The sequence below is a fragment of the Aliivibrio wodanis genome, from assembly GCF_052920805.1.
In genome coordinates, this window is sequence record NZ_JBREXA010000002.1 from 87,649 (window position 1) to 105,203 (window position 17,555).

The 17,555-nt window shown below is 38.8% G+C and carries 18 protein-coding genes; 17 read left to right on the plus strand and 1 reads right to left on the minus strand.

The annotated features are described in order from the left end of the window. The first annotated feature begins 2 nt into the window (after nucleotides 1-2). From ACU5DF_RS08330 to flhB, 16 genes are all read left to right on the plus strand, one after another. Nucleotides 3-1,436 carry a sigma-54-dependent transcriptional regulator gene (locus ACU5DF_RS08330; RefSeq protein ID WP_045102633.1) on the plus strand — a complete coding sequence of 478 codons (1,434 nt, stop codon included), beginning with the start codon at nucleotides 3-5 and terminating at the stop codon, nucleotides 1,434-1,436. A 101-nt stretch (nucleotides 1,437-1,537) separates the two neighbouring features. Continuing rightward, the gene (fliE, locus tag ACU5DF_RS08335) at nucleotides 1,538-1,849 is read left to right on the plus strand and encodes a flagellar hook-basal body complex protein FliE (RefSeq protein WP_045102632.1); all 312 of its coding nucleotides are present in this window, start codon (nucleotides 1,538-1,540) and stop codon (nucleotides 1,847-1,849) included. A gap of 17 nt (nucleotides 1,850-1,866) precedes the next feature. After that, nucleotides 1,867-3,597 carry a flagellar basal-body MS-ring/collar protein FliF gene (gene fliF, locus ACU5DF_RS08340; RefSeq protein WP_446712544.1) on the plus strand — a complete coding sequence of 577 codons (1,731 nt, stop codon included), beginning with the start codon at nucleotides 1,867-1,869 and terminating at the stop codon, nucleotides 3,595-3,597. After that, complete coding sequence (gene fliG, locus ACU5DF_RS08345; RefSeq protein ID WP_045102630.1) at nucleotides 3,590-4,642, plus strand: flagellar motor switch protein FliG; 1,053 nt, start codon at nucleotides 3,590-3,592, stop codon at nucleotides 4,640-4,642. The genes fliF and fliG overlap by 8 nt, the downstream gene beginning before the upstream one ends. 101 nt (nucleotides 4,643-4,743) lie before the next feature. After that, nucleotides 4,744-5,541, plus strand: coding sequence for a flagellar assembly protein FliH (gene fliH, locus ACU5DF_RS08350; protein WP_045102629.1), 798 nt, complete (start codon nucleotides 4,744-4,746; stop codon nucleotides 5,539-5,541). Beyond that, entirely contained in the window at nucleotides 5,542-6,861 is a 1,320-nt protein-coding gene (fliI, locus tag ACU5DF_RS08355) for a flagellar protein export ATPase FliI (protein WP_045102628.1), read from the plus strand. It abuts the gene before it with no gap. A gap of 22 nt (nucleotides 6,862-6,883) precedes the next feature. Next, the gene (fliJ, locus tag ACU5DF_RS08360) at nucleotides 6,884-7,324 is read left to right on the plus strand and encodes a flagellar export protein FliJ (RefSeq protein WP_446712545.1); all 441 of its coding nucleotides are present in this window, start codon (nucleotides 6,884-6,886) and stop codon (nucleotides 7,322-7,324) included. 127 nt (nucleotides 7,325-7,451) lie between these two features. After that, on the plus strand, nucleotides 7,452-8,972 hold the full coding sequence (locus tag ACU5DF_RS08365) for a flagellar hook-length control protein FliK (protein ID WP_446712546.1): 1,521 nt from the start codon (nucleotides 7,452-7,454) through the stop codon (nucleotides 8,970-8,972). A gap of 63 nt (nucleotides 8,973-9,035) precedes the next feature. Next, nucleotides 9,036-9,521 (plus strand): flagellar basal body-associated protein FliL, encoded by a 486-nt coding sequence (gene fliL, locus ACU5DF_RS08370; protein WP_045102625.1) that lies wholly within the window; start codon nucleotides 9,036-9,038, stop codon nucleotides 9,519-9,521. 7 nt (nucleotides 9,522-9,528) lie between these two features. Beyond that, on the plus strand, nucleotides 9,529-10,563 hold the full coding sequence (gene fliM / locus ACU5DF_RS08375; RefSeq protein WP_446712547.1) for a flagellar motor switch protein FliM: 1,035 nt from the start codon (nucleotides 9,529-9,531) through the stop codon (nucleotides 10,561-10,563). Between the two features lie 25 nt (nucleotides 10,564-10,588). Next, complete coding sequence (fliN, locus tag ACU5DF_RS08380) at nucleotides 10,589-10,972, plus strand: flagellar motor switch protein FliN (RefSeq protein WP_045102623.1); 384 nt, start codon at nucleotides 10,589-10,591, stop codon at nucleotides 10,970-10,972. 27 nt (nucleotides 10,973-10,999) lie between these two features. Next, nucleotides 11,000-11,386, plus strand: coding sequence for a flagellar biosynthetic protein FliO (gene fliO, locus ACU5DF_RS08385; protein ID WP_045102622.1), 387 nt, complete (start codon nucleotides 11,000-11,002; stop codon nucleotides 11,384-11,386). Continuing rightward, entirely contained in the window at nucleotides 11,373-12,242 is an 870-nt protein-coding gene (fliP, locus tag ACU5DF_RS08390) for a flagellar type III secretion system pore protein FliP (protein WP_446712548.1), read from the plus strand. The genes fliO and fliP overlap by 14 nt, the downstream gene beginning before the upstream one ends. A 10-nt stretch (nucleotides 12,243-12,252) precedes the next feature. Next, nucleotides 12,253-12,522, plus strand: coding sequence for a flagellar biosynthesis protein FliQ (gene fliQ / locus ACU5DF_RS08395; protein ID WP_045102620.1), 270 nt, complete (start codon nucleotides 12,253-12,255; stop codon nucleotides 12,520-12,522). Nucleotides 12,523-12,540: 18 nt separating this feature from the next. Beyond that, entirely contained in the window at nucleotides 12,541-13,323 is a 783-nt protein-coding gene (gene fliR / locus ACU5DF_RS08400) for a flagellar biosynthetic protein FliR (RefSeq protein ID WP_045102619.1), read from the plus strand. A 30-nt stretch (nucleotides 13,324-13,353) separates the two neighbouring features. Beyond that, a complete protein-coding gene (flhB, locus tag ACU5DF_RS08405) occupies nucleotides 13,354-14,484 on the plus strand; it encodes a flagellar biosynthesis protein FlhB (RefSeq protein WP_045102618.1) in 1,131 nt (376 codons plus the stop codon). A gap of 14 nt (nucleotides 14,485-14,498) precedes the next feature. Here the strand turns inward: flhB and ACU5DF_RS08410 are convergent, their stop codons facing one another. Then, a complete protein-coding gene (locus ACU5DF_RS08410; protein WP_045102617.1) occupies nucleotides 14,499-15,173 on the minus strand; it encodes a flagellar brake protein in 675 nt (224 codons plus the stop codon). A 275-nt stretch (nucleotides 15,174-15,448) separates the two neighbouring features. Between ACU5DF_RS08410 and flhA the strand changes: the two genes are divergently transcribed. Beyond that, entirely contained in the window at nucleotides 15,449-17,542 is a 2,094-nt protein-coding gene (flhA, locus tag ACU5DF_RS08415) for a flagellar biosynthesis protein FlhA (protein WP_045102616.1), read from the plus strand. Nucleotides 17,543-17,555: the final 13 nt, after the last annotated feature.

Below are 17,555 nucleotides of genomic sequence, written 5' to 3' on the forward strand. Positions count from 1 at the left end.
GAATGGCACAAAGCAAAGTATTAATCGTAGAAGATGATGAAGGTCTACGCGAGGCATTGATCGATACACTAGAATTAGCGGGTTATGAATGGGTTGAGGCCGATAGTGCTGAGACTGCATTACTAATTCTAAAAAAAGAAGCGGTTGATATTGTTGTATCTGATGTTCAGATGGCAGGAATGGGTGGCTTAGCGTTATTACGTAGTATTAAATTGAACTGGCCAAATCTTCCCGTTTTATTAATGACCGCGTATGCGAATATTGAAGATGCGGTTTCTGCGATGAAAGAAGGCGCGATAGATTACATGGCAAAGCCGTTTGCGCCAGAAGTGTTATTGAATATGGTGAGTCGCTATGCGCCTGTCAAAAATGAACAAACAGGTGATGCAATTGTAGCTGATGAAAAAAGCCTTAAATTACTTAAGCTTGCAGATAAAGTTGCCAGAACAGATGCTAACGTTATGGTGCTTGGCCCAAGTGGCTCAGGTAAAGAAGTGATGTCTCGTTATATTCATAATAACTCTTTACGTAGTGAAGGGCCATTTGTGGCGATTAACTGTGCAGCAATTCCTGATAATATGCTCGAAGCTACTTTATTTGGTTATGAGAAAGGTGCATTTACCGGAGCTGTTCAAGCGTGTCCTGGTAAATTTGAGCAAGCGCAAGGTGGTACTATTTTACTAGACGAAATCAGTGAAATGGATCTTAGCTTACAAGCGAAACTACTTCGAGTATTGCAAGAACGAGAAGTAGAGCGATTAGGTGGCCGTAAAAGTATTAAGTTAGATGTGCGTATTTTGGCAACAAGTAACCGAGATTTAAAAAAATATGTTGAAGAAGGTAATTTTCGAGAAGATCTGTATTATCGATTGAATGTATTTCCAATTACTTGGCCAGCATTAAAAGAACGTATAGGTGATATATCACCTATTGCACAACATCTTGTTGAGAGGCACTGTCAAAAACAAGGTTTACCTGTTCCTGCTTTTACTCCTGAGGCAACTCTGAAACTAGAAAGTTATCCTTGGCCAGGTAATGTTCGTGAATTGGATAATGTTGTACAGCGAGCGCTTATTTTAGCTGAAAATATTGAAATTACAGCAGATGACATTTTATTAGAAGGTGTTGATTGGTCTGACGCAAGTAGCCTACAGCAAGTAGTTAGTGGTGAAGCACCAACGATTAAACCAGAGCAACAAGCACCGTCAATAAATGATAATGAAGAGTCAGTAATGGCGTCTGAAAGTGAAATATCGATGCCACAAAGTGGCTTAGGTGGTGAATTACGTGAGCAAGAGTTCATTATTATTTTAGAAACAATTAAAGCGTGCGACGGAAAACGTAAAGATGTCGCCGAAAAACTAGGTATAAGTCCACGAACTCTACGATATAAATTAGCGAAGATGCGTGATGCTGGAATAGATATCCCAAGTTAAAACAAAGGGTTATCATGTTTTATGTTTTGGTATGTAAATTGCTTTATATATCCCGGGTCGTAAAATAAAGTCAATTACTTGACTGGGTCGGAGGTAATAACATGAAAATTGATGGTTTACAGAGCGAAATGCAATCCATGATGCTTGACGCGTCAAATACAACGCGTCCAGCAACAGGAAAAGAAGTCGGTGCGGACTTTAGTGCATTATTTGCAAAAGCCGTGAATAATGTAAATGATTTACAAAAAACATCAGGTGATTTAGCCGTGCGTTTTGACCGAGGTGATGAAGGGGTCTCATTATCTGACGTTATGATCGCACGAAATAAATCAAGTGTTGCGTTTGATGCAACAATTCAGGTGCGTAATAAACTTGTAGATGCTTATAAAGCACTAATGAATATGCCTGTATAATTTCTAGGAATTAAAGCGTGTCAGAAGAGAACAAAAATACAGATTTAGCGGTATCTGATGATATACCAGCGGGTGGTTCGGCAGCATTAGATAGTTCAATGGATGTGCAAAACCCAGATGTAGATGAACAAAGTTCTTCAAAAATAGATTCAGCGCTAGGTAACTTAGATTTATTACGGCAGGTTATTTTAGTACTGTCTGTTTCTATCTGTGTGGCATTGATTGTTATGCTTTTCTTTTGGGTGCAAGAACCGGAAATGCGTCCACTGGGAATATATGAGACGGATGAATTAATCCAAGTGCTTGATCATCTTGATGCGCAAAAATCAGAATATAAACTAGATGGTAATACCATTTTGGTTCCAGCTTCTGAATTTAGCCAACTAAAACTTAACCTTTCTCGTGCTGGCTTAAATAAAGCAGTAGGAGAAGGTGATGATATCTTATTGCAAGATATGGGCTTTGGGGTATCACAGCGTTTAGAACAAGAACGTCTAAAATTAAGCCGTGAACGTCAGTTAGCAAGTACATTTGAGCAAATGCGACCAATCCGCAAAGCTCAAGTACTTTTAGCTATGCCAAAACAAAGTGTATTCGTTCGTCATAATCAAGAAGCATCGGCAACGGTATTCTTAACAATGAGAATGGGCGCGAATCTTAAGCAAGAAGAAGTTGATTCAATTGTTGATATGGTAGCAAGTGCGGTTCCTGGGATGAAACCAACACGAGTTACTGTAACAGATCAGCATGGTCGTTTATTGAGTTCAGGCACTCAAGATCCGATGGCAACTGCTCACCGTAAAGAGCAAGAATTAGAGCGTAAACAAGAACAATCATTGCGAGATAAAATTGACGCTATTTTAATTCCAATCTTAGGACTAGGTAACTATACCGCTCAAGTAGATGTCTCAATGGATTTTAGCGCGATAGAGCAAACTCGTAAGCAGTTTGATCCTCAAACACCATCAACACGAAGTGAGTACACGTTAGAAGATTATAATAACGGTAATGTTATCGCTGGAGTTCCTGGTGCATTAAGTAACCAACCACCTGTTGATTCAGCTATCCCTCAAGATATTGCAGAGTTAAAAGATGGCTCGGTACTTGGTCAAGGCTCTGTACATAAAGAAGCAACTCGTAATTTTGAATTAGACACAACAATAAGCCATGAGCGTAAACAAACAGGTACAGTTGCTCGTCAAACAGTTTCTGTTGCAGTAAAAGAGCGTCAAGCTGTGAATGCTGAAACAGGGGAAGTGACATATACCCCAGTATCTGCAGAGCAGATTGAGAAGATCCGCCAAATCATTATTGGTAGTGTTGGTTTGAATGAACAACGCGGCGACTTACTGAACGTACTAAGTGTTAAATTTGCTATTGAAGAACAACCAATCATTATTGACGTACCAATTTGGGAACATCCAAACTTTAATGACTGGATTAAATGGATTGCAGGCGCATTAGTTATTATTGCAGTGCTTCTTATCCTTGTTCGTCCAGCAATGAATAAATTGTTATTCCCTAACCAAGCTGGAGATGATGCAATCGCCAATGGTGAAGGTGCTGATGGTGAGATGGGCTTAATTGGCAGTGATTTGGATGGTGATGGATTTGAATTTGGTTCAGGTATTGATCTTCCAAACTTACATAAAGATGAAGACTTATTGAAAGCGGTTCGTGCTCTAGTAGCTAACGAACCTGAATTAGCAGCGCAAGTTGTTCAAAATTGGGTATCTGAAAATGGCTAATGAAGTTGTAGAAACAGAAAAGAAAGGCGAAGAGAATCAAGAGTTTGATCTCTCTTCATTATCAGGTTCTGAACGTGCAGCCATTTTGTTGTTAAGTTTAAGTGAGGATGATGCCGCTAGTATTATCCGTCACCTAGAACCGAAACAAGTTCAAAAAGTGGGCGCGGCAATGGCAATAGTTTCTGATTTAAATCAGACTAAAGTCTCTGCTATTCACCGTGCCTTTTTAGAAGATATTCAAAAATACACAACCATTGGTATGGGTAGTGAAGACTTTATGCGTAATGCATTAGTTGCCGCTCTTGGTGAAGATAAAGCGAATAATTTAGTAGATCAAATCTTGCTAGGTAGTGGTTCTAAAGGCTTGGATTCATTGAAATGGATGGATCCTCGTCAAGTGGCAAGCATCATAATGAATGAGCATCCACAGATTCAAACTATCGTATTATCATACCTTGACCCTGATCAGTCTGCTGAGATTTTATCCCAGTTCCCAGAGCGTGTACGTCTTGATCTTATGATGAGAATTGCCCACCTTGAAGAAGTTCAGCCCTCTGCACTTGCAGAGCTTAACGAGATCATGGAGAAGCAATTTGCTGGTCAATCTGGTGCTCAAGCTGCCAAAATTGGTGGCTTGAAAGCGGCGGCAGAAATCATGAACTACCTAGATAACAGTATTGAAGGTATGTTGATGGATCAAATCCGCGATCAAGATGAAGAAACAGCAACTCAAATTCAAGATCTTATGTTTGTCTTTGAAAATCTTATCGATGTACAAGATCAAGGTATTCAAGCATTACTGCGTGATGTGCCACAAGAAGTGTTACAAAAAGCACTTAAAGGCGCAGACGATGCACTTAAAGAGAAAATGTTTAAGTGTATGTCAAAACGTGCAGCAGAACTTATGCGTGATGATCTTGAAGCTATGGGGCCTGTTCGAGTAGCTGATGTTGAAGCTGCTCAGAAAGAAATTCTTGCAGTGGCGCGTCGAATGGCTGATTCTGGTGATCTGATGCTTTCAGGCGGTGCTGACGAATTCGTATAATATTTTTTCACGTCATTGAGTTATAATTAAACGGCTATTTCATTAATATATTGAAATAGCCGTTATGCTTTCTAATCTTCTTATTTTTACAGGCTATTATCATGAGTATCAGCAAAAAACGTGGCTTTATTCGCATTACCGATGAGAGTGAGCTGCAAAAAACTAATATTTGGGAGTCTCCCAACTATTCTGATCCTAACCAACCAGCTCGTGAAACTGCCTTAAATTATGATCCAAGTTGGAAGCCTGCATTACCAGAAGAAGAAAAAGAAGAAGAATTCGTCTTTACTGATGAAATTATCGAGCAAATTAAGCAAGGTGCTTATAATGAAGGCTTAGTTGAAGGCCAGGAAGTTGGTTACAAAGATGGGCTAGAAAAAGGTCAATCTGAAGGCTTTGAAGTCGGTAAACCTGAAGGCTATAGTGTTGGCTACCAAGAAGGTTTAGCTGCTGGTGAGGAAGAAATACAAACACGTATTCAGCAATTAATTGAAATGGCCGATAAATTTGCAGCACCATTAGAGCTATTAGACTCTCAAGTAGAAAAACAGCTAATTGATATGGTACTTGCTCTTACTAAAGAAGTGATTCATGTCGAAGTAAAAACAAATCCACAAGTATTACTTGATACTGTGCGAGAGTCTGTTGAGACATTGCCTGTTACTGAGCGAGAAATTAGTATTTTGTTGCACCCAGAAGATCATCAACGTGTTGTTGAAGCTTATGGAGAAGAAGCCCTAGAACAAAAACAATGGACTTTAATGTCAGAACCATCCATGAACTTGGGCGATATTAATATCCAAGCTTCAGATTCAAAAGTGAGCTACCTATTAGAAGAACGAATTAAGAGTGTGCTTAATAAATTTTGCGGTGTTAATCGTCATCAAGGAAATATGTAAATGTTGCAATTGTCTGAGCGGCTTGCTCAATACAAAACAACAGGACTAACAACCAGGGCAATTGCATCCGGAAAACTGGTTCGTGTTGTTGGGTTAACTTTAGAAGCAACAGGTTGTCGAGCTCCTATTGGTAGCTCTTGTTTAGTTGAAACTATTAGTGGTGAAATTGAAGCTGAAGTGGTTGGCTTCTCAGGTGATAACCTCTTCTTAATGCCTAGTGAGCAAGTGTCAGGCGTACTTCCTGGTGCAAAAGTGACTCCAATTGCGGACGGAAGTGGCATTCCTGTCGGTATGGAGTTACTTGGCCGAGTTGTTGATGGTGTTGGTAACCCTATTGATGGTCTTGGTGAAATTTATACTGAGAAAACGGCAAATTTTACTTCTGAACCGATTAACCCTTTATCAAGAAAACCAATTTCCGAGCCACTAGATGTAGGATTGAAAGCGATTAATGGGTTACTCACTGTAGGGAAAGGGCAGCGATTAGGTCTTTTTGCCGGTTCTGGTGTTGGTAAATCGGTGACCTTGGGTATGATGACTCGAGGAACAACTGCACAAGTTGTTGTCGTTGGTCTCATTGGTGAACGTGGGCGAGAAGTTAAAGAGTTCATTGAGGAAATCCTTGGCCCAGAAGGACGTCAGCGCTCAGTGGTAGTTGCTGCGCCTGCTGACTCATCGGCACTGATGAGACTAAAAGGGTGTCAAACGGCCTTAACCATTGCTGAATACTTTCGTGACCAAGGGCTAGATGTACTATTATTAATGGATTCACTTACACGTTTTGCTCAAGCGCAACGTGAAATTGCTCTCTCTGTTGGTGAACCACCTGCGACCAAGGGCTATCCGCCATCTGTTTTTGCTAAATTACCGGCATTGGTTGAGCGAGCGGGTAATGGTAATGAAAATCAAGGTTCTATTACTGCTTTTTTTACAGTATTAACTGAAGGGGATGACTTACAAGATCCTATTGCAGATGCCTCTCGTGCAATACTCGATGGTCATATTGTACTTTCACGTGAAATGGCTGATGCCGGGCACTACCCTGCTATTGATGTTGAAAAGTCGGTCAGTCGTGTAATGCCGCAAATTACAGACGATGAACATATGTTAATGTCTAAAGTAGTAAGGCAAGTACTTTCCACATGTCGTAAAAATCAGGATTTGGTATCAATAGGGGCTTATAAGCCAGGAACGGATCCCGCTATTGATCAAGCATTTACCCTAAAGCCAAGATTAGATGAATACTTACAGCAGACAATGAAAGAAAGTGTGCCGTATGATATGTGTAAAAATATGTTGAAAATGTTATTAAGTGGCTAAGATAAATAATTAAGGAAAGCTCATGAGTAAAACTTTTAATTTTTTATTAGAACAATCTCAAGAGAGAGAGAATCAGGCTGTAATGGCTTTAACTAAAGCCAAGGCAGAATTAGACGATTTTTATGAGCAAGTGAAACAAATTGAGAAGTATCGCTTAGATTACTGTAATCAACTTCAACAACGTGGGTTAGAGGGGCTAACAGCAAGCCAATATAGCCATTTGAATAAGTTTTTAGTGCAGTTAGATGAAACGCTCACAAAACAAAAAAGTGCAGAATCTCATTTCACATCACAAGTTGATAATTGCCAAACTTACTGGCAGGAAACTCGAAAGCAGCGTCGTTCTTATGAGTGGATGATTAATAAAAAAGCAGTGGAGCGTCAAAAAATGCTCGATAAACAAGAGCAGAAAATGTTGGATGAGTTTTCTACATTACAATTTGCTCGTCGAGCCCAATCATAATTAGACGATTGGACTCCACTATGATTTATTTTTTAGTTAAAGCTGGCTTAATAATTGCTTAGTTATATCAATAACTGGGCCTTTATCGTCCTCGTCAAAAAATTCACACTCAACGTAGAGAAATGCAATGAGCAGCCATAACATATCCTTAAATAGTATCAATACATCAATTTCAGTTAAACCTGATACTAAAGTAATGTCTGCTGAAAGCTCTGAATCTGATGGCTTTCTTAAAGAATTAAAAGGCCTCATTGGGTTAAATGATTCGTCTGATGAAGTAAAAAAAGTAGAGATAAATTCTGAAGATGTAGAGACGCAAAAACAACAAGAAGTAAAGCTAGAAGATGTTGATAACACTGAGTTTTCTGAAAATGAAGAATTAAAACTTGAAGATGAAAAGCTTTCTAAATCGACTGCAACAAGAACAGAAGATGCAAGTGAGCTTCAGTCAGTAGAAGCTATAGAAAAAGAAGATGAAACATCAGAAAAAACAGTCCAGATTAATGATTCTATGCCTTCTGAAGACCAAAAGGTAATGATTGCGGAAGAGAAAATAAGCGAAGGTTCAGAGCTGCTATCTCGATTAGAGCAAGCTAATGGAGTCTTGGTCAGTCAGGGTAAATCTGAAAAAGATATCAAAAATGATGATATTGATTTATCTAAAATAAAAAGTGTTTCTGGGCAAAAGATTAGTGAAGAAAGTTCTACTGTATTAGTAGATTTATCTAAAAATGCAGAAACAGAGCTTACTGCTGCAGAAGCTAAAGAGATAAAAGAAGCGTCTGAGAGTGAAGTTAATACAGAAGCATTAATTACTCAAGCCAGTGTCGCTAGCATTACTGGAAAAGAAAGTAGTAAATCCGTTGGTGAAATAACAGACCCAGTCAAAGAGATTAACTGGGGACAACCAACAACCAAGACTGATGGAAGCGAAACTCAAGCGAAAGGTGATGCTTTAGGCAATAAAGAGTCAACAAAAGAATTATTAACATCAACAGCACTGATCGGAAAAGCAGAAGCAGAATCTGGTAAGCTTATAGATGCGAAAAAAGCAAAAATTGATATTTCAGCATTAGGAATGAATGCAATAGCAAATGGAGAAACGGTTAATTTAACAGATCCAAAAACCGCAGATTCCTTCGCTCAGCAATTAGCTAATGTTTCAGGAACAACAGCTACACAGCAGAGTGCAGCCGTGCAGCGTTCAGAAGCAGCAAATGTCCCATTAAACCTTCGTCATGAGCAAGTTAGTGATGAAGTAGCCGAACGAATTAATATGATGATGGCCAAAAACCTGAAGCAGATTGATATTCGTTTAGATCCACCAGAAATGGGTCGTATGCATATTCGTTTGAATATGGGCTCAGGAACTGACAGTGCAGGTGTTCAATTTACGGTAAGTAATCAACAAGCTCGTGATGCGATTGAACAAACGCTGCCTCGCTTACGTGAAATGTTTGCTCAGCAAGGGATCCAACTGGCCGATACTTCAGTACAGCAGCAAAATTCAGGTGAGTCTTCTCAATATGCTTATCAACAAGAAGAGCATAGCCGACAGGGTGGAGGGTTCAGTGAAGATATCTCAGAAGAACATGAAATCAATATTCAGGTATCAAAACCGGCCGATGGCATTAGTTTTTACGCCTAAAAACTTGTATATAGATTAGTGATTTAAGAATAATAATTAACAGTTTGTTCAAGAGGAAATATAATGGCCGATCAAGGTGACGCACCTAAAAGTAAAAAGAAACTAATTATCATCGTTGCATTAATAATCATATTACTTGCGGGTGGTGGCGGTGCTGCATGGTTCTTTATGTCTGGTGAGCCAGAATCTGAACCTACAGAGCAAGATATTGCCGCACTAGAAGCAAAAATGCCGGCATTATACCTTAACTTGCCACAACCATTTATTTTTAATGTAACTGGTGATAAGCGTGATCGTTTAGTGCAATTAAAAGTACAAATCATGATGCGAGGCGGTGATAATGAATCGGTCGCCAAGCAGCATACCCCATTGATAGAAAGTGCGTTATTATCAACGTTTGCTGCGGCAACTGTTGAGCAATTAAGAGAGCCTCGTGGTCGAATTGATCTGAGAGAGCAGGCGACACGTGATATTCAAGATGCCTTTACCAAAATTACAGCTAAACCTGTAATTGAAAAAGTATTATTTACTGACTTTGTAATGCAATAGGTTCAATGTGACAGATCTATTATCTCAAGATGAAATTGATGCTCTACTCCACGGTGTAGATGATGTAGAAGATGAAGTAGTCGGTGGTGCTGATGAAAATGTAGGTTCAATGAAGAACTTCGACTTCTCATCTCAAGACCGAATAGTTCGTGGTCGAATGCCTACATTGGAATTGATCAATGAACGGTTTGCTCGTCATATGCGTATTAGCTTATTTAATATGTTAAGAAAAACGGCAGAAGTTTCAATCAATGGCGTTTCTATGGTGAAATTTGGTGAATACCAAAATACGCTGTACGTGCCAACTAGTTTGAATATGGTACGTTTTCGTCCATTAAAAGGAACAGCGCTTGTAACAATGGAAGCGCGCCTTGTATTTATACTGGTAGAGAATTTCTTTGGTGGGGATGGTCGTTTTCATGCGAAAATTGAAGGCCGTGAATTTACGCCAACAGAACGCCGAATTATCCAGTTGCTCTTAAAAGTGATTTTTGAAGACTATAAAGAAGCTTGGTCACCAGTTATGGGGGTTGAATTTGAATATTTAGATTCAGAAGTAAACCCTACTATGGCAAATATTGTTAGTCCAACAGAAGTAATTGTTGTTAGTTCATTCCACATCGAAGTTGATGGTGGTGGCGGTGATTTCCACGTTGTATTCCCATATTCAATGGTTGAACCTATCCGTGAATTACTTGATGCTGGTGTACAAAGTGACAAAATGGACACTGATGTACGTTGGAGTAAAGCACTTCGTGATGAAATAATGGATGTTCCTGTTGAAATGAAAGTTAATTTATTAGAAACAGAAATTTCATTACGAGATCTTATGGATTTAGAAACAGGCGATATTATTCCTGTGGAAATGCCAGAAGCAGCTACGGTATTTGTTGAAGAGTTGCCGACCTATCGAGGAAAAGTAGGTCAATCAAGTGACAAATTAGCAGTACAGATTACAGAAAAAATTAAACGACCAGATATGGTAAAAACGGATCTCGCCTTCTTAGGTAAAGACGTATTGTTTGATTTAGATGATGAATAATAAGAAATAGAGAAGGTAGTAGATCATGGATTCAAATGAACAACAAATGGCAGACGAATGGGCTGCAGCATTAACAGAAAGTGCAGAAGCCGTAACCGCACCATTAGAAGATTTAGAAGAGCAAGAACCAGCGTTTAGTGAAGATGAACGTCGTAAGCTTGATACGATCTTAGATATTCCAGTAACAATTTCTATGGAAGTTGGACGATCACATATCAGTATTCGTAATTTACTACAACTTAACCAAGGCTCAGTTGTTGAGCTTGACCGAATTGCTGGTGAATCATTAGATGTAATGGTTAATGGTACTTTGATTGCTCATGGAGAAGTCGTAGTAGTGAATGATAAATTTGGTATTCGTTTAACAGATGTTATCAGCCAAACTGAACGTATTAAGAAATTGCGTTAATCGAACAACTTGAAAGAAGGAAAAGAAATGAAACAACTGAGTTTATTGGTCATGTTGCCTTTTCCTTTGTTCGCTGCTGAGCCAATTAATGCCGATTTAGCTGCAACCTTGGGATCTCTTATTTTTGTCATTGTTCTAATACTTTTTTTTGCATGGCTATTAAAACGAATGAGATTTCCCGGAGTTACAGGATCGGCAGGTAGCTCAATGAATATTGTGAAGCAGTTACCTGTTGGAACGAAAGAGCGAATAGCAGTAGTACAAGTTGGAGAGGAGCAATTCTTAATAGGGATCACTTCTCAAAATATCAATATGTTAAGTAAATTGGAAAAGCCTTTAGAGGTGAGTGAAAAAACACTTACACCTTTTTCATCCCAACTTAGCCAACTGATGAAGAAAGATGCTAAAAACTAATTTAATTGCCGCCTGCCTGGCGGTTTTTTCGCTTTTATTTATGGCATCTTCTGCGTGGGCGGTCGATGATTTAGCGAAAGTAATTCCTAAAACAGCGGCAAGTGCCGAAGGCATGACTGTTACCGCGATGGAAAAAGATTCAGGAGCCGCTAAAACCATTGCTCAAGGAAGTAGTGCTGGGAGCGGTATTCCAGCATTTACCATGACAACTAATGTAGATGGTGGTGAGGATTACTCTGTAAACCTTCAAATATTAGCGCTAATGACCATGTTAGGCTTTTTGCCTGCAATGGTTATCTTGATGACCTCTTTTACTCGTATTGTTGTTGTTATGTCTATTTTACGACAAGCGATGGGTCTACAACAAACACCGTCAAATCAAGTGATTATTGGTATTGCGATGTTTTTGACTTTTTTCATCATGGCGCCAGTGTTTGATAAAGTAAATAACACTGCAATTCAACCTTATATAAACGAAGAAATAACGGCAAAAGAAGCATTCAATGTTGCACAAGTGCCAATGAAAGAGTTTATGCTGGCTCAGACACGAGTTAAGGATTTAGAAACGTTTGTTAATATCTCAGGTGTAGAAGCGAACAATCCAGAAGATGTACCCATTACCGTTATTATTCCAGCCTTTATTACGTCAGAGTTAAAAACGGCATTCCAAATTGGTTTTATGCTCTTTTTACCATTTTTAATTATTGATTTAGTCGTGGCATCGGTCTTGATGGCCATGGGTATGATGATGTTGTCACCGATGATTGTATCATTACCATTTAAGCTTATGTTGTTTGTACTGGTAGATGGTTGGAACTTAATACTCTCAACTCTCGCTGGCAGTTTTAGTACATAAAGGAGCTAATATGACCCCTGAAATGGCGATTGAATTATTCCGTAGCGCTCTTTACATGGTGCTCGTAATGGTTTGCGCTATCATTATTCCAAGCTTATTAATTGGTTTAGTGGTTGCTGTTTTTCAAGCTGCAACATCAATTAATGAACAAACGTTAAGTTTCTTACCACGTTTGATTGTTACACTTTTAGCACTAATGCTATTTGGCCACTGGATGACCCGAATGCTCATGGAATATTTTTATGAACTTATCGCGCGGATGCCAACAGTACTCTATTGATGTGTGTGAGTTGATGTTATGGAATACCCCACTCAAATAATTTTAGATTTTATTGCGGTCTATTTTTGGCCCTATACTCGGATCTCCGCTATGCTTATGGTGATGTCAGTATTTGGGGCTCGATTCGTGTCGCCTAGAATTCGACTTTATTTAGGGCTAAGTATCACTTTTGCTGTTATGCCTGCTATTCCAGCAATGCCTCCAGAAATTCAATTACTTTCTTTTCAAGGTTTTATGACCACGGCAGAGCAAATTATTATTGGCGTTGCCATGGGAATGGTTACTGTATTTGTCACACAAACCTTTGTATTGCTTGGCCAAATTCTTGGTATGCAATCGAGCTTGGGTTTTGCTTCGATGGTCGATCCTGCGAATGGACAAAATACGCCTTTGTTAGGTCAATTATTTATGTTTTTGTCTATTTTGTTTTTCTTAGGGACGGATGGGCATTTAAAAATGATTAACTTTGCAGTAATGAGTTTTACTACGCTCCCTGTTGGCGTTGGGAAGTTAACGAGTGTTGATTTTCAATCGCTTGCTGGTTGGCTTGGGATCATGATGAAAGCAGGCCTTAGTATGTCTCTTTCGGGTATTATTGCCTTATTAACGGTTAACTTATCATTTGGTGTTATGACGCGTGCTGCACCACAATTAAATATATTTTCTTTAGGTTTTGCATTCGCTTTATTAGTGGGTTTATTACTAACCTCTTATATTATTCTTGGGTTATTTACTCATTACGAACTTCACTGGGGACGTGCAGAAGCACAGATATGTAGCATGATAAGGTTAGATTGTTAATGGCCTACATAAACGTTATGGAGGTTAGCTATGGCTGACAGTGACGGTCAAGAACGCACGGAAGACGCAACGTCCAAACGCTTGCAACAGGCCAAAGATAAAGGGCAGGTTGCAAGGTCAAAAGAGTTGGCATCTGTGTCTGTTTTAGTGTGTGGCTCTGTTGCATTAATGTGGTTTGGTGAAGATGTTGCAAGAGCCTTGTTTTCTATTATGGAACGTTTCTTTTCTATTTCTAGAGAGGAGATCTTTGATACCAATAAATTATTAGAAATTGTAGGAGGAGCATTACTTGCTCTTATTTTCCCTGTCTTTTTAGTTCTAATCACATTATTTGTTGCCGCATTAATTGGGGCGGCAGGTTTAGGTGGAATTAGCTTTTCTGCTGAAGCGGCGATGCCAAAGCCTTCTAAAATGAACCCCATGTCAGGCATTAAACGTATGTTTGGTATGCAAAGCCTAGTTGAGTTATTAAAGTCTATTTTAAAAGTTGCTCTTGTTGGAGGTACGGCCTTTTATTTAATTAATAAAAGTAAAGCAGATCTCTTTCAGCTGAGTTTAGATACATATCCAGCTAATATTTTTCATTCATTGGATATTTTATTAAATTTTATTTTATTAATTAGCTGTACCTTGCTAATTGTGGTTGCTATCGATATCCCTTTTCAAATTTGGCAGCATGCAAATCAGTTAAAAATGACAAAACAAGAAATTAAAGATGAATATAAAGAAACAGAAGGTAAGCCTGAAGTAAAAGGGCGTATAAGGATGTTGCAACGTGAGATGACGCAACGAAGAATGATGTCAGACGTTCCCTCTGCAGACGTTATAGTTACTAACCCTGAGCACTATTCAGTAGCCTTACGTTATGATCAAAGTAAAGATTCAGCCCCAATTGTTGTAGCGAAAGGGGTTGACCACATAGCAATTAAAATTCGAGAAATTGCACGTGAACATGACATTGATATTTTACCAGCACCTCCATTAGCCCGTGCGTTATACCATTCAACAGAGCTAGAGCAGCAGATCCCTGATGGATTATTTGCTGCGGTAGCTCAGATCTTAGCGTATATATTTCAGATGAAGCAATATAAGAAAAAAGGGGGAACAAAACCTGAGCTTGATGAAGATACATTAACTATCCCCGACGAACTAAAGAAATAGCTAAGTAACTCGTGTTATAAACTCCAACTTTTAAGAAGGCATTGGTGATGAAGGTTTTGTAAATCAGTCTCACTAATGCTGTTTTCATTAAACATTACCCCAAGTTTTGATTGGGCTTCCTTTGTCTCTACATTTTTTATTTCCCCTGTTACAGAAATAGGCTCTGCATCATCAAGATCAATAGAAATCGTTACTTTTTGATTTAGTAGATGACTTGAAGTGAGTTTTGCTGGAAGAGTAATAGCACAGCCACCTAGTGATATATCGGTAATTAGCCCTGCTAAGTTATGACTTCCAAGTAATAACTTACATGAGAATTCAGTTTCAATTCGCTGATGTGTTCTGATTTTTTTTATCGATATACTTTTAGGAGCATGTAAACAAATCATCTCCATTGGACGATAAATTACAGAGTGAATCTCTGTTCTAAAAGCAATAACATCACGATGAGTTGTATTCGTAATTGACCGAAATGTTACATTAGCCCCTTCTAAATAGATTTTATTAAATTCTAAAGGTGGGGACTGAGGGTAGTCAATAAATACATACTGACCCTTTTTGAAACCAATAAGAGTAGAATTAGCTTGGGCAGAGTGGCCATTTGGACAAGTTACTTCAATAATAACCCTACCGCCAATATCCATTTTATTTAGTATATTTTGATTAGAGCTAAGAGAGACTGTTGTCATAGTTATACCAGCAGAAAAGCAATAATCACGATTATACAAAGGAAGGAATAACTTTCAATATAGATTATTATTTTCCCTTTAAAATTAAAATGTTAATTTCAAAGTTGTGATTATTATTACTTCTGTCAGAAAAGTGATTTTTAAGAGCCAAAAAAATGACATTAATCTGGCTTAAAACTTGCTTGTTCAGAATGAACACATGTTATCAGCCACTTATTACTGTTATTAGCAATTCAGTGTTACTAGCAATAAATACGAGTATAGAAGCAGAAGTAATGAAATTTCAAATTCCACTCCCGAACAAGCTGTCTGCCTTACAAGGTAAAAAATTTCCTGCAATAGGCGCTCCAATCTTGGTGCTGTCTACACTAGCAATGGTCATATTACCAATACCAGCGTTCTTACTTGATTTAATGTTCACCTTCAACATAGCTCTAGCGATGGTTGTTTTATTGGTGACTATTTATACTCGTCGTCCATTAGATTTTGCTGCATTCCCTACTATTTTGCTTGTATCAACATTATTGCGTTTAGCATTGAATGTTGCTTCAACTCGTGTGGTATTACTACACGGTCATGAAGGTCCAGGTGCAGCTGGTAACGTTATTGATGCATTTGGTAATGTTGTTATTGGTGGTAACTATGCGGTTGGTTTGATTGTATTCATAATCTTAATGATCATCAACTTTATGGTTGTAACCAAAGGTGCTGGTCGTATCTCAGAAGTAAGTGCGCGTTTTACTTTGGATGCATTGCCAGGTAAGCAAATGGCGATTGATGCCGATTTGAATGCCGGTTTGATTGATCAAGAGCAAGCAAGAACTCGTCGCTTTGAAGTTACTAAAGAAGCGGACTTCTATGGTTCGATGGATGGTGCCTCTAAATTCGTAAAAGGTGATGCTATCGCCGGTATTCTTATCCTATTTATCAATATTATCGGTGGTTTTGCTATTGGTATGGCACAGTTTGATTTAGGTTTTAGTGAAGCGATTCAAATCTACACATTGTTGACAATTGGTGATGGTCTGGTTGCTCAAATTCCATCATTACTATTATCTATTGGTGCTGCAATCATGGTAACTCGTCAGAATACTGATGAGGATATGGGAGAGCAGCTAGTGTTCCAACTAGTTGATAACCCTAAAGCCTTAATGGTAACCGCTGGGATCATGTTTGTTATGGGTATTGTTCCTGGAATGCCTCACTTTCCATTTATACTGCTTGCTCTTCTTGCTGGTGGTTGGGCGTATTATCTTAATAAGAAAAAAGAGCAAGAAGGTGATGAAAAGAAAGCCGCTCCCCCAATGGAGATCTCATCATCACAACCTAAAGAGTTGTCTTGGGATGATGTTCAACCTGTAGATGTGATTGGCTTAGAGGTAGGTTATCGTTTAATCCCAATGGTTGATAAAGAGCAAGGTGGTGAGCTACTTGATCGTGTGAAAGGTGTTCGTAAAAAATTATCACAAGACTTTGGATTTTTAGTACCTGCAGTGCATATTCGAGATAACTTAGAATTACCACCAAATGTATATCGAATAACCTTAATGGGAGTTGCAGGTGGTGAAGCAGAGATCCGTCCAGACAAAGAATTAGCGATTAACCCAGGCCAAGTCTATGGTGCCATTGAAGGTGAGCCAACATTTGATCCTGCGTTTGGTTTGGAAGCGGTTTGGATTAACGAAGAACAAAGAGAACACGCTCAAGCATTAGGTTATACAGTAGTAGATGCAGCTACAGTGCTCGCAACACATTTGAGTCAATTATTAACCAATAATGCAGCTCAATTACTAGGACATGAAGAAGTCCAAAACTTGTTAGAGCTATTATCTCAAAGTTCCCCTAAGTTAGTTGAAGGCCTAGTTCCGGATCAATTACCGTTAGGTGCGGTAGTAAAAGTACTTCAGAATTTATTGAACGAAGCCATTCCAATTCGCGATATAAGAACAATTGTACAAACCTTGTCTGAATATGCTCCGAAGAGTCAAGAACCTGACATTTTGACGGCTGCGGTTCGAATATCTTTAAAACGTTTAATTGTACAGGAAATCAATGGGATAGAGGCTGAAATGCCGGTGATTACCTTAATTCCTGAATTGGAACAAATATTGCATCAAACTATGCAAGCATCAGGTGGCGAAACTACAGGTATTGAACCAGGATTAGCTGAGCGTTTACAGACTTCTTTAACTCTAGCAACACAAGAACAGGAGTTAAAAGGAGAGGCAGCGGTTCTATTGACCTCAGGGGTACTACGTTCAACATTAGCGAAGTTTGTTAAAAATACAATTCCTAATTTACGCGTGCTTTCTTACCAAGAGATCCCTGATGAAAAACAAATAAGAATTGTTCAAGCCGTTGGTAATTAACCGCGTCGATATA

What these genes read in the sequence shown, in the direction of transcription:
- fliP (WP_446712548.1), top strand. Translation starts at nt 11,373, where the DNA reads ATGCTAAAAACTAATTTAATTGCCGCCTGCCTGGCGGTTTTTTCGCTT.
- fliN (WP_045102623.1), top strand. Translation starts at nt 10,589, where the DNA reads ATGGATTCAAATGAACAACAAATGGCAGACGAATGGGCTGCAGCATTA.
- flhB (WP_045102618.1), top strand. Translation starts at nt 13,354, where the DNA reads ATGGCTGACAGTGACGGTCAAGAACGCACGGAAGACGCAACGTCCAAA.
- fliG (WP_045102630.1), top strand. Translation starts at nt 3,590, where the DNA reads ATGGCTAATGAAGTTGTAGAAACAGAAAAGAAAGGCGAAGAGAATCAA.
- fliR (WP_045102619.1), top strand. Translation starts at nt 12,541, where the DNA reads ATGGAATACCCCACTCAAATAATTTTAGATTTTATTGCGGTCTATTTT.
- fliI (WP_045102628.1), top strand. Translation starts at nt 5,542, where the DNA reads ATGTTGCAATTGTCTGAGCGGCTTGCTCAATACAAAACAACAGGACTA.
- ACU5DF_RS08330 (WP_045102633.1), top strand. Translation starts at nt 3, where the DNA reads ATGGCACAAAGCAAAGTATTAATCGTAGAAGATGATGAAGGTCTACGC.
- flhA (WP_045102616.1), top strand. Translation starts at nt 15,449, where the DNA reads ATGAAATTTCAAATTCCACTCCCGAACAAGCTGTCTGCCTTACAAGGT.
- fliO (WP_045102622.1), top strand. Translation starts at nt 11,000, where the DNA reads ATGAAACAACTGAGTTTATTGGTCATGTTGCCTTTTCCTTTGTTCGCT.
- fliL (WP_045102625.1), top strand. Translation starts at nt 9,036, where the DNA reads ATGGCCGATCAAGGTGACGCACCTAAAAGTAAAAAGAAACTAATTATC.
- fliQ (WP_045102620.1), top strand. Translation starts at nt 12,253, where the DNA reads ATGACCCCTGAAATGGCGATTGAATTATTCCGTAGCGCTCTTTACATG.
- ACU5DF_RS08365 (WP_446712546.1), top strand. Translation starts at nt 7,452, where the DNA reads ATGAGCAGCCATAACATATCCTTAAATAGTATCAATACATCAATTTCA.
- fliJ (WP_446712545.1), top strand. Translation starts at nt 6,884, where the DNA reads ATGAGTAAAACTTTTAATTTTTTATTAGAACAATCTCAAGAGAGAGAG.
- fliH (WP_045102629.1), top strand. Translation starts at nt 4,744, where the DNA reads ATGAGTATCAGCAAAAAACGTGGCTTTATTCGCATTACCGATGAGAGT.
- ACU5DF_RS08410 (WP_045102617.1), bottom strand. Translation starts at nt 15,173, where the DNA reads ATGACAACAGTCTCTCTTAGCTCTAATCAAAATATACTAAATAAAATG.
- fliE (WP_045102632.1), top strand. Translation starts at nt 1,538, where the DNA reads ATGAAAATTGATGGTTTACAGAGCGAAATGCAATCCATGATGCTTGAC.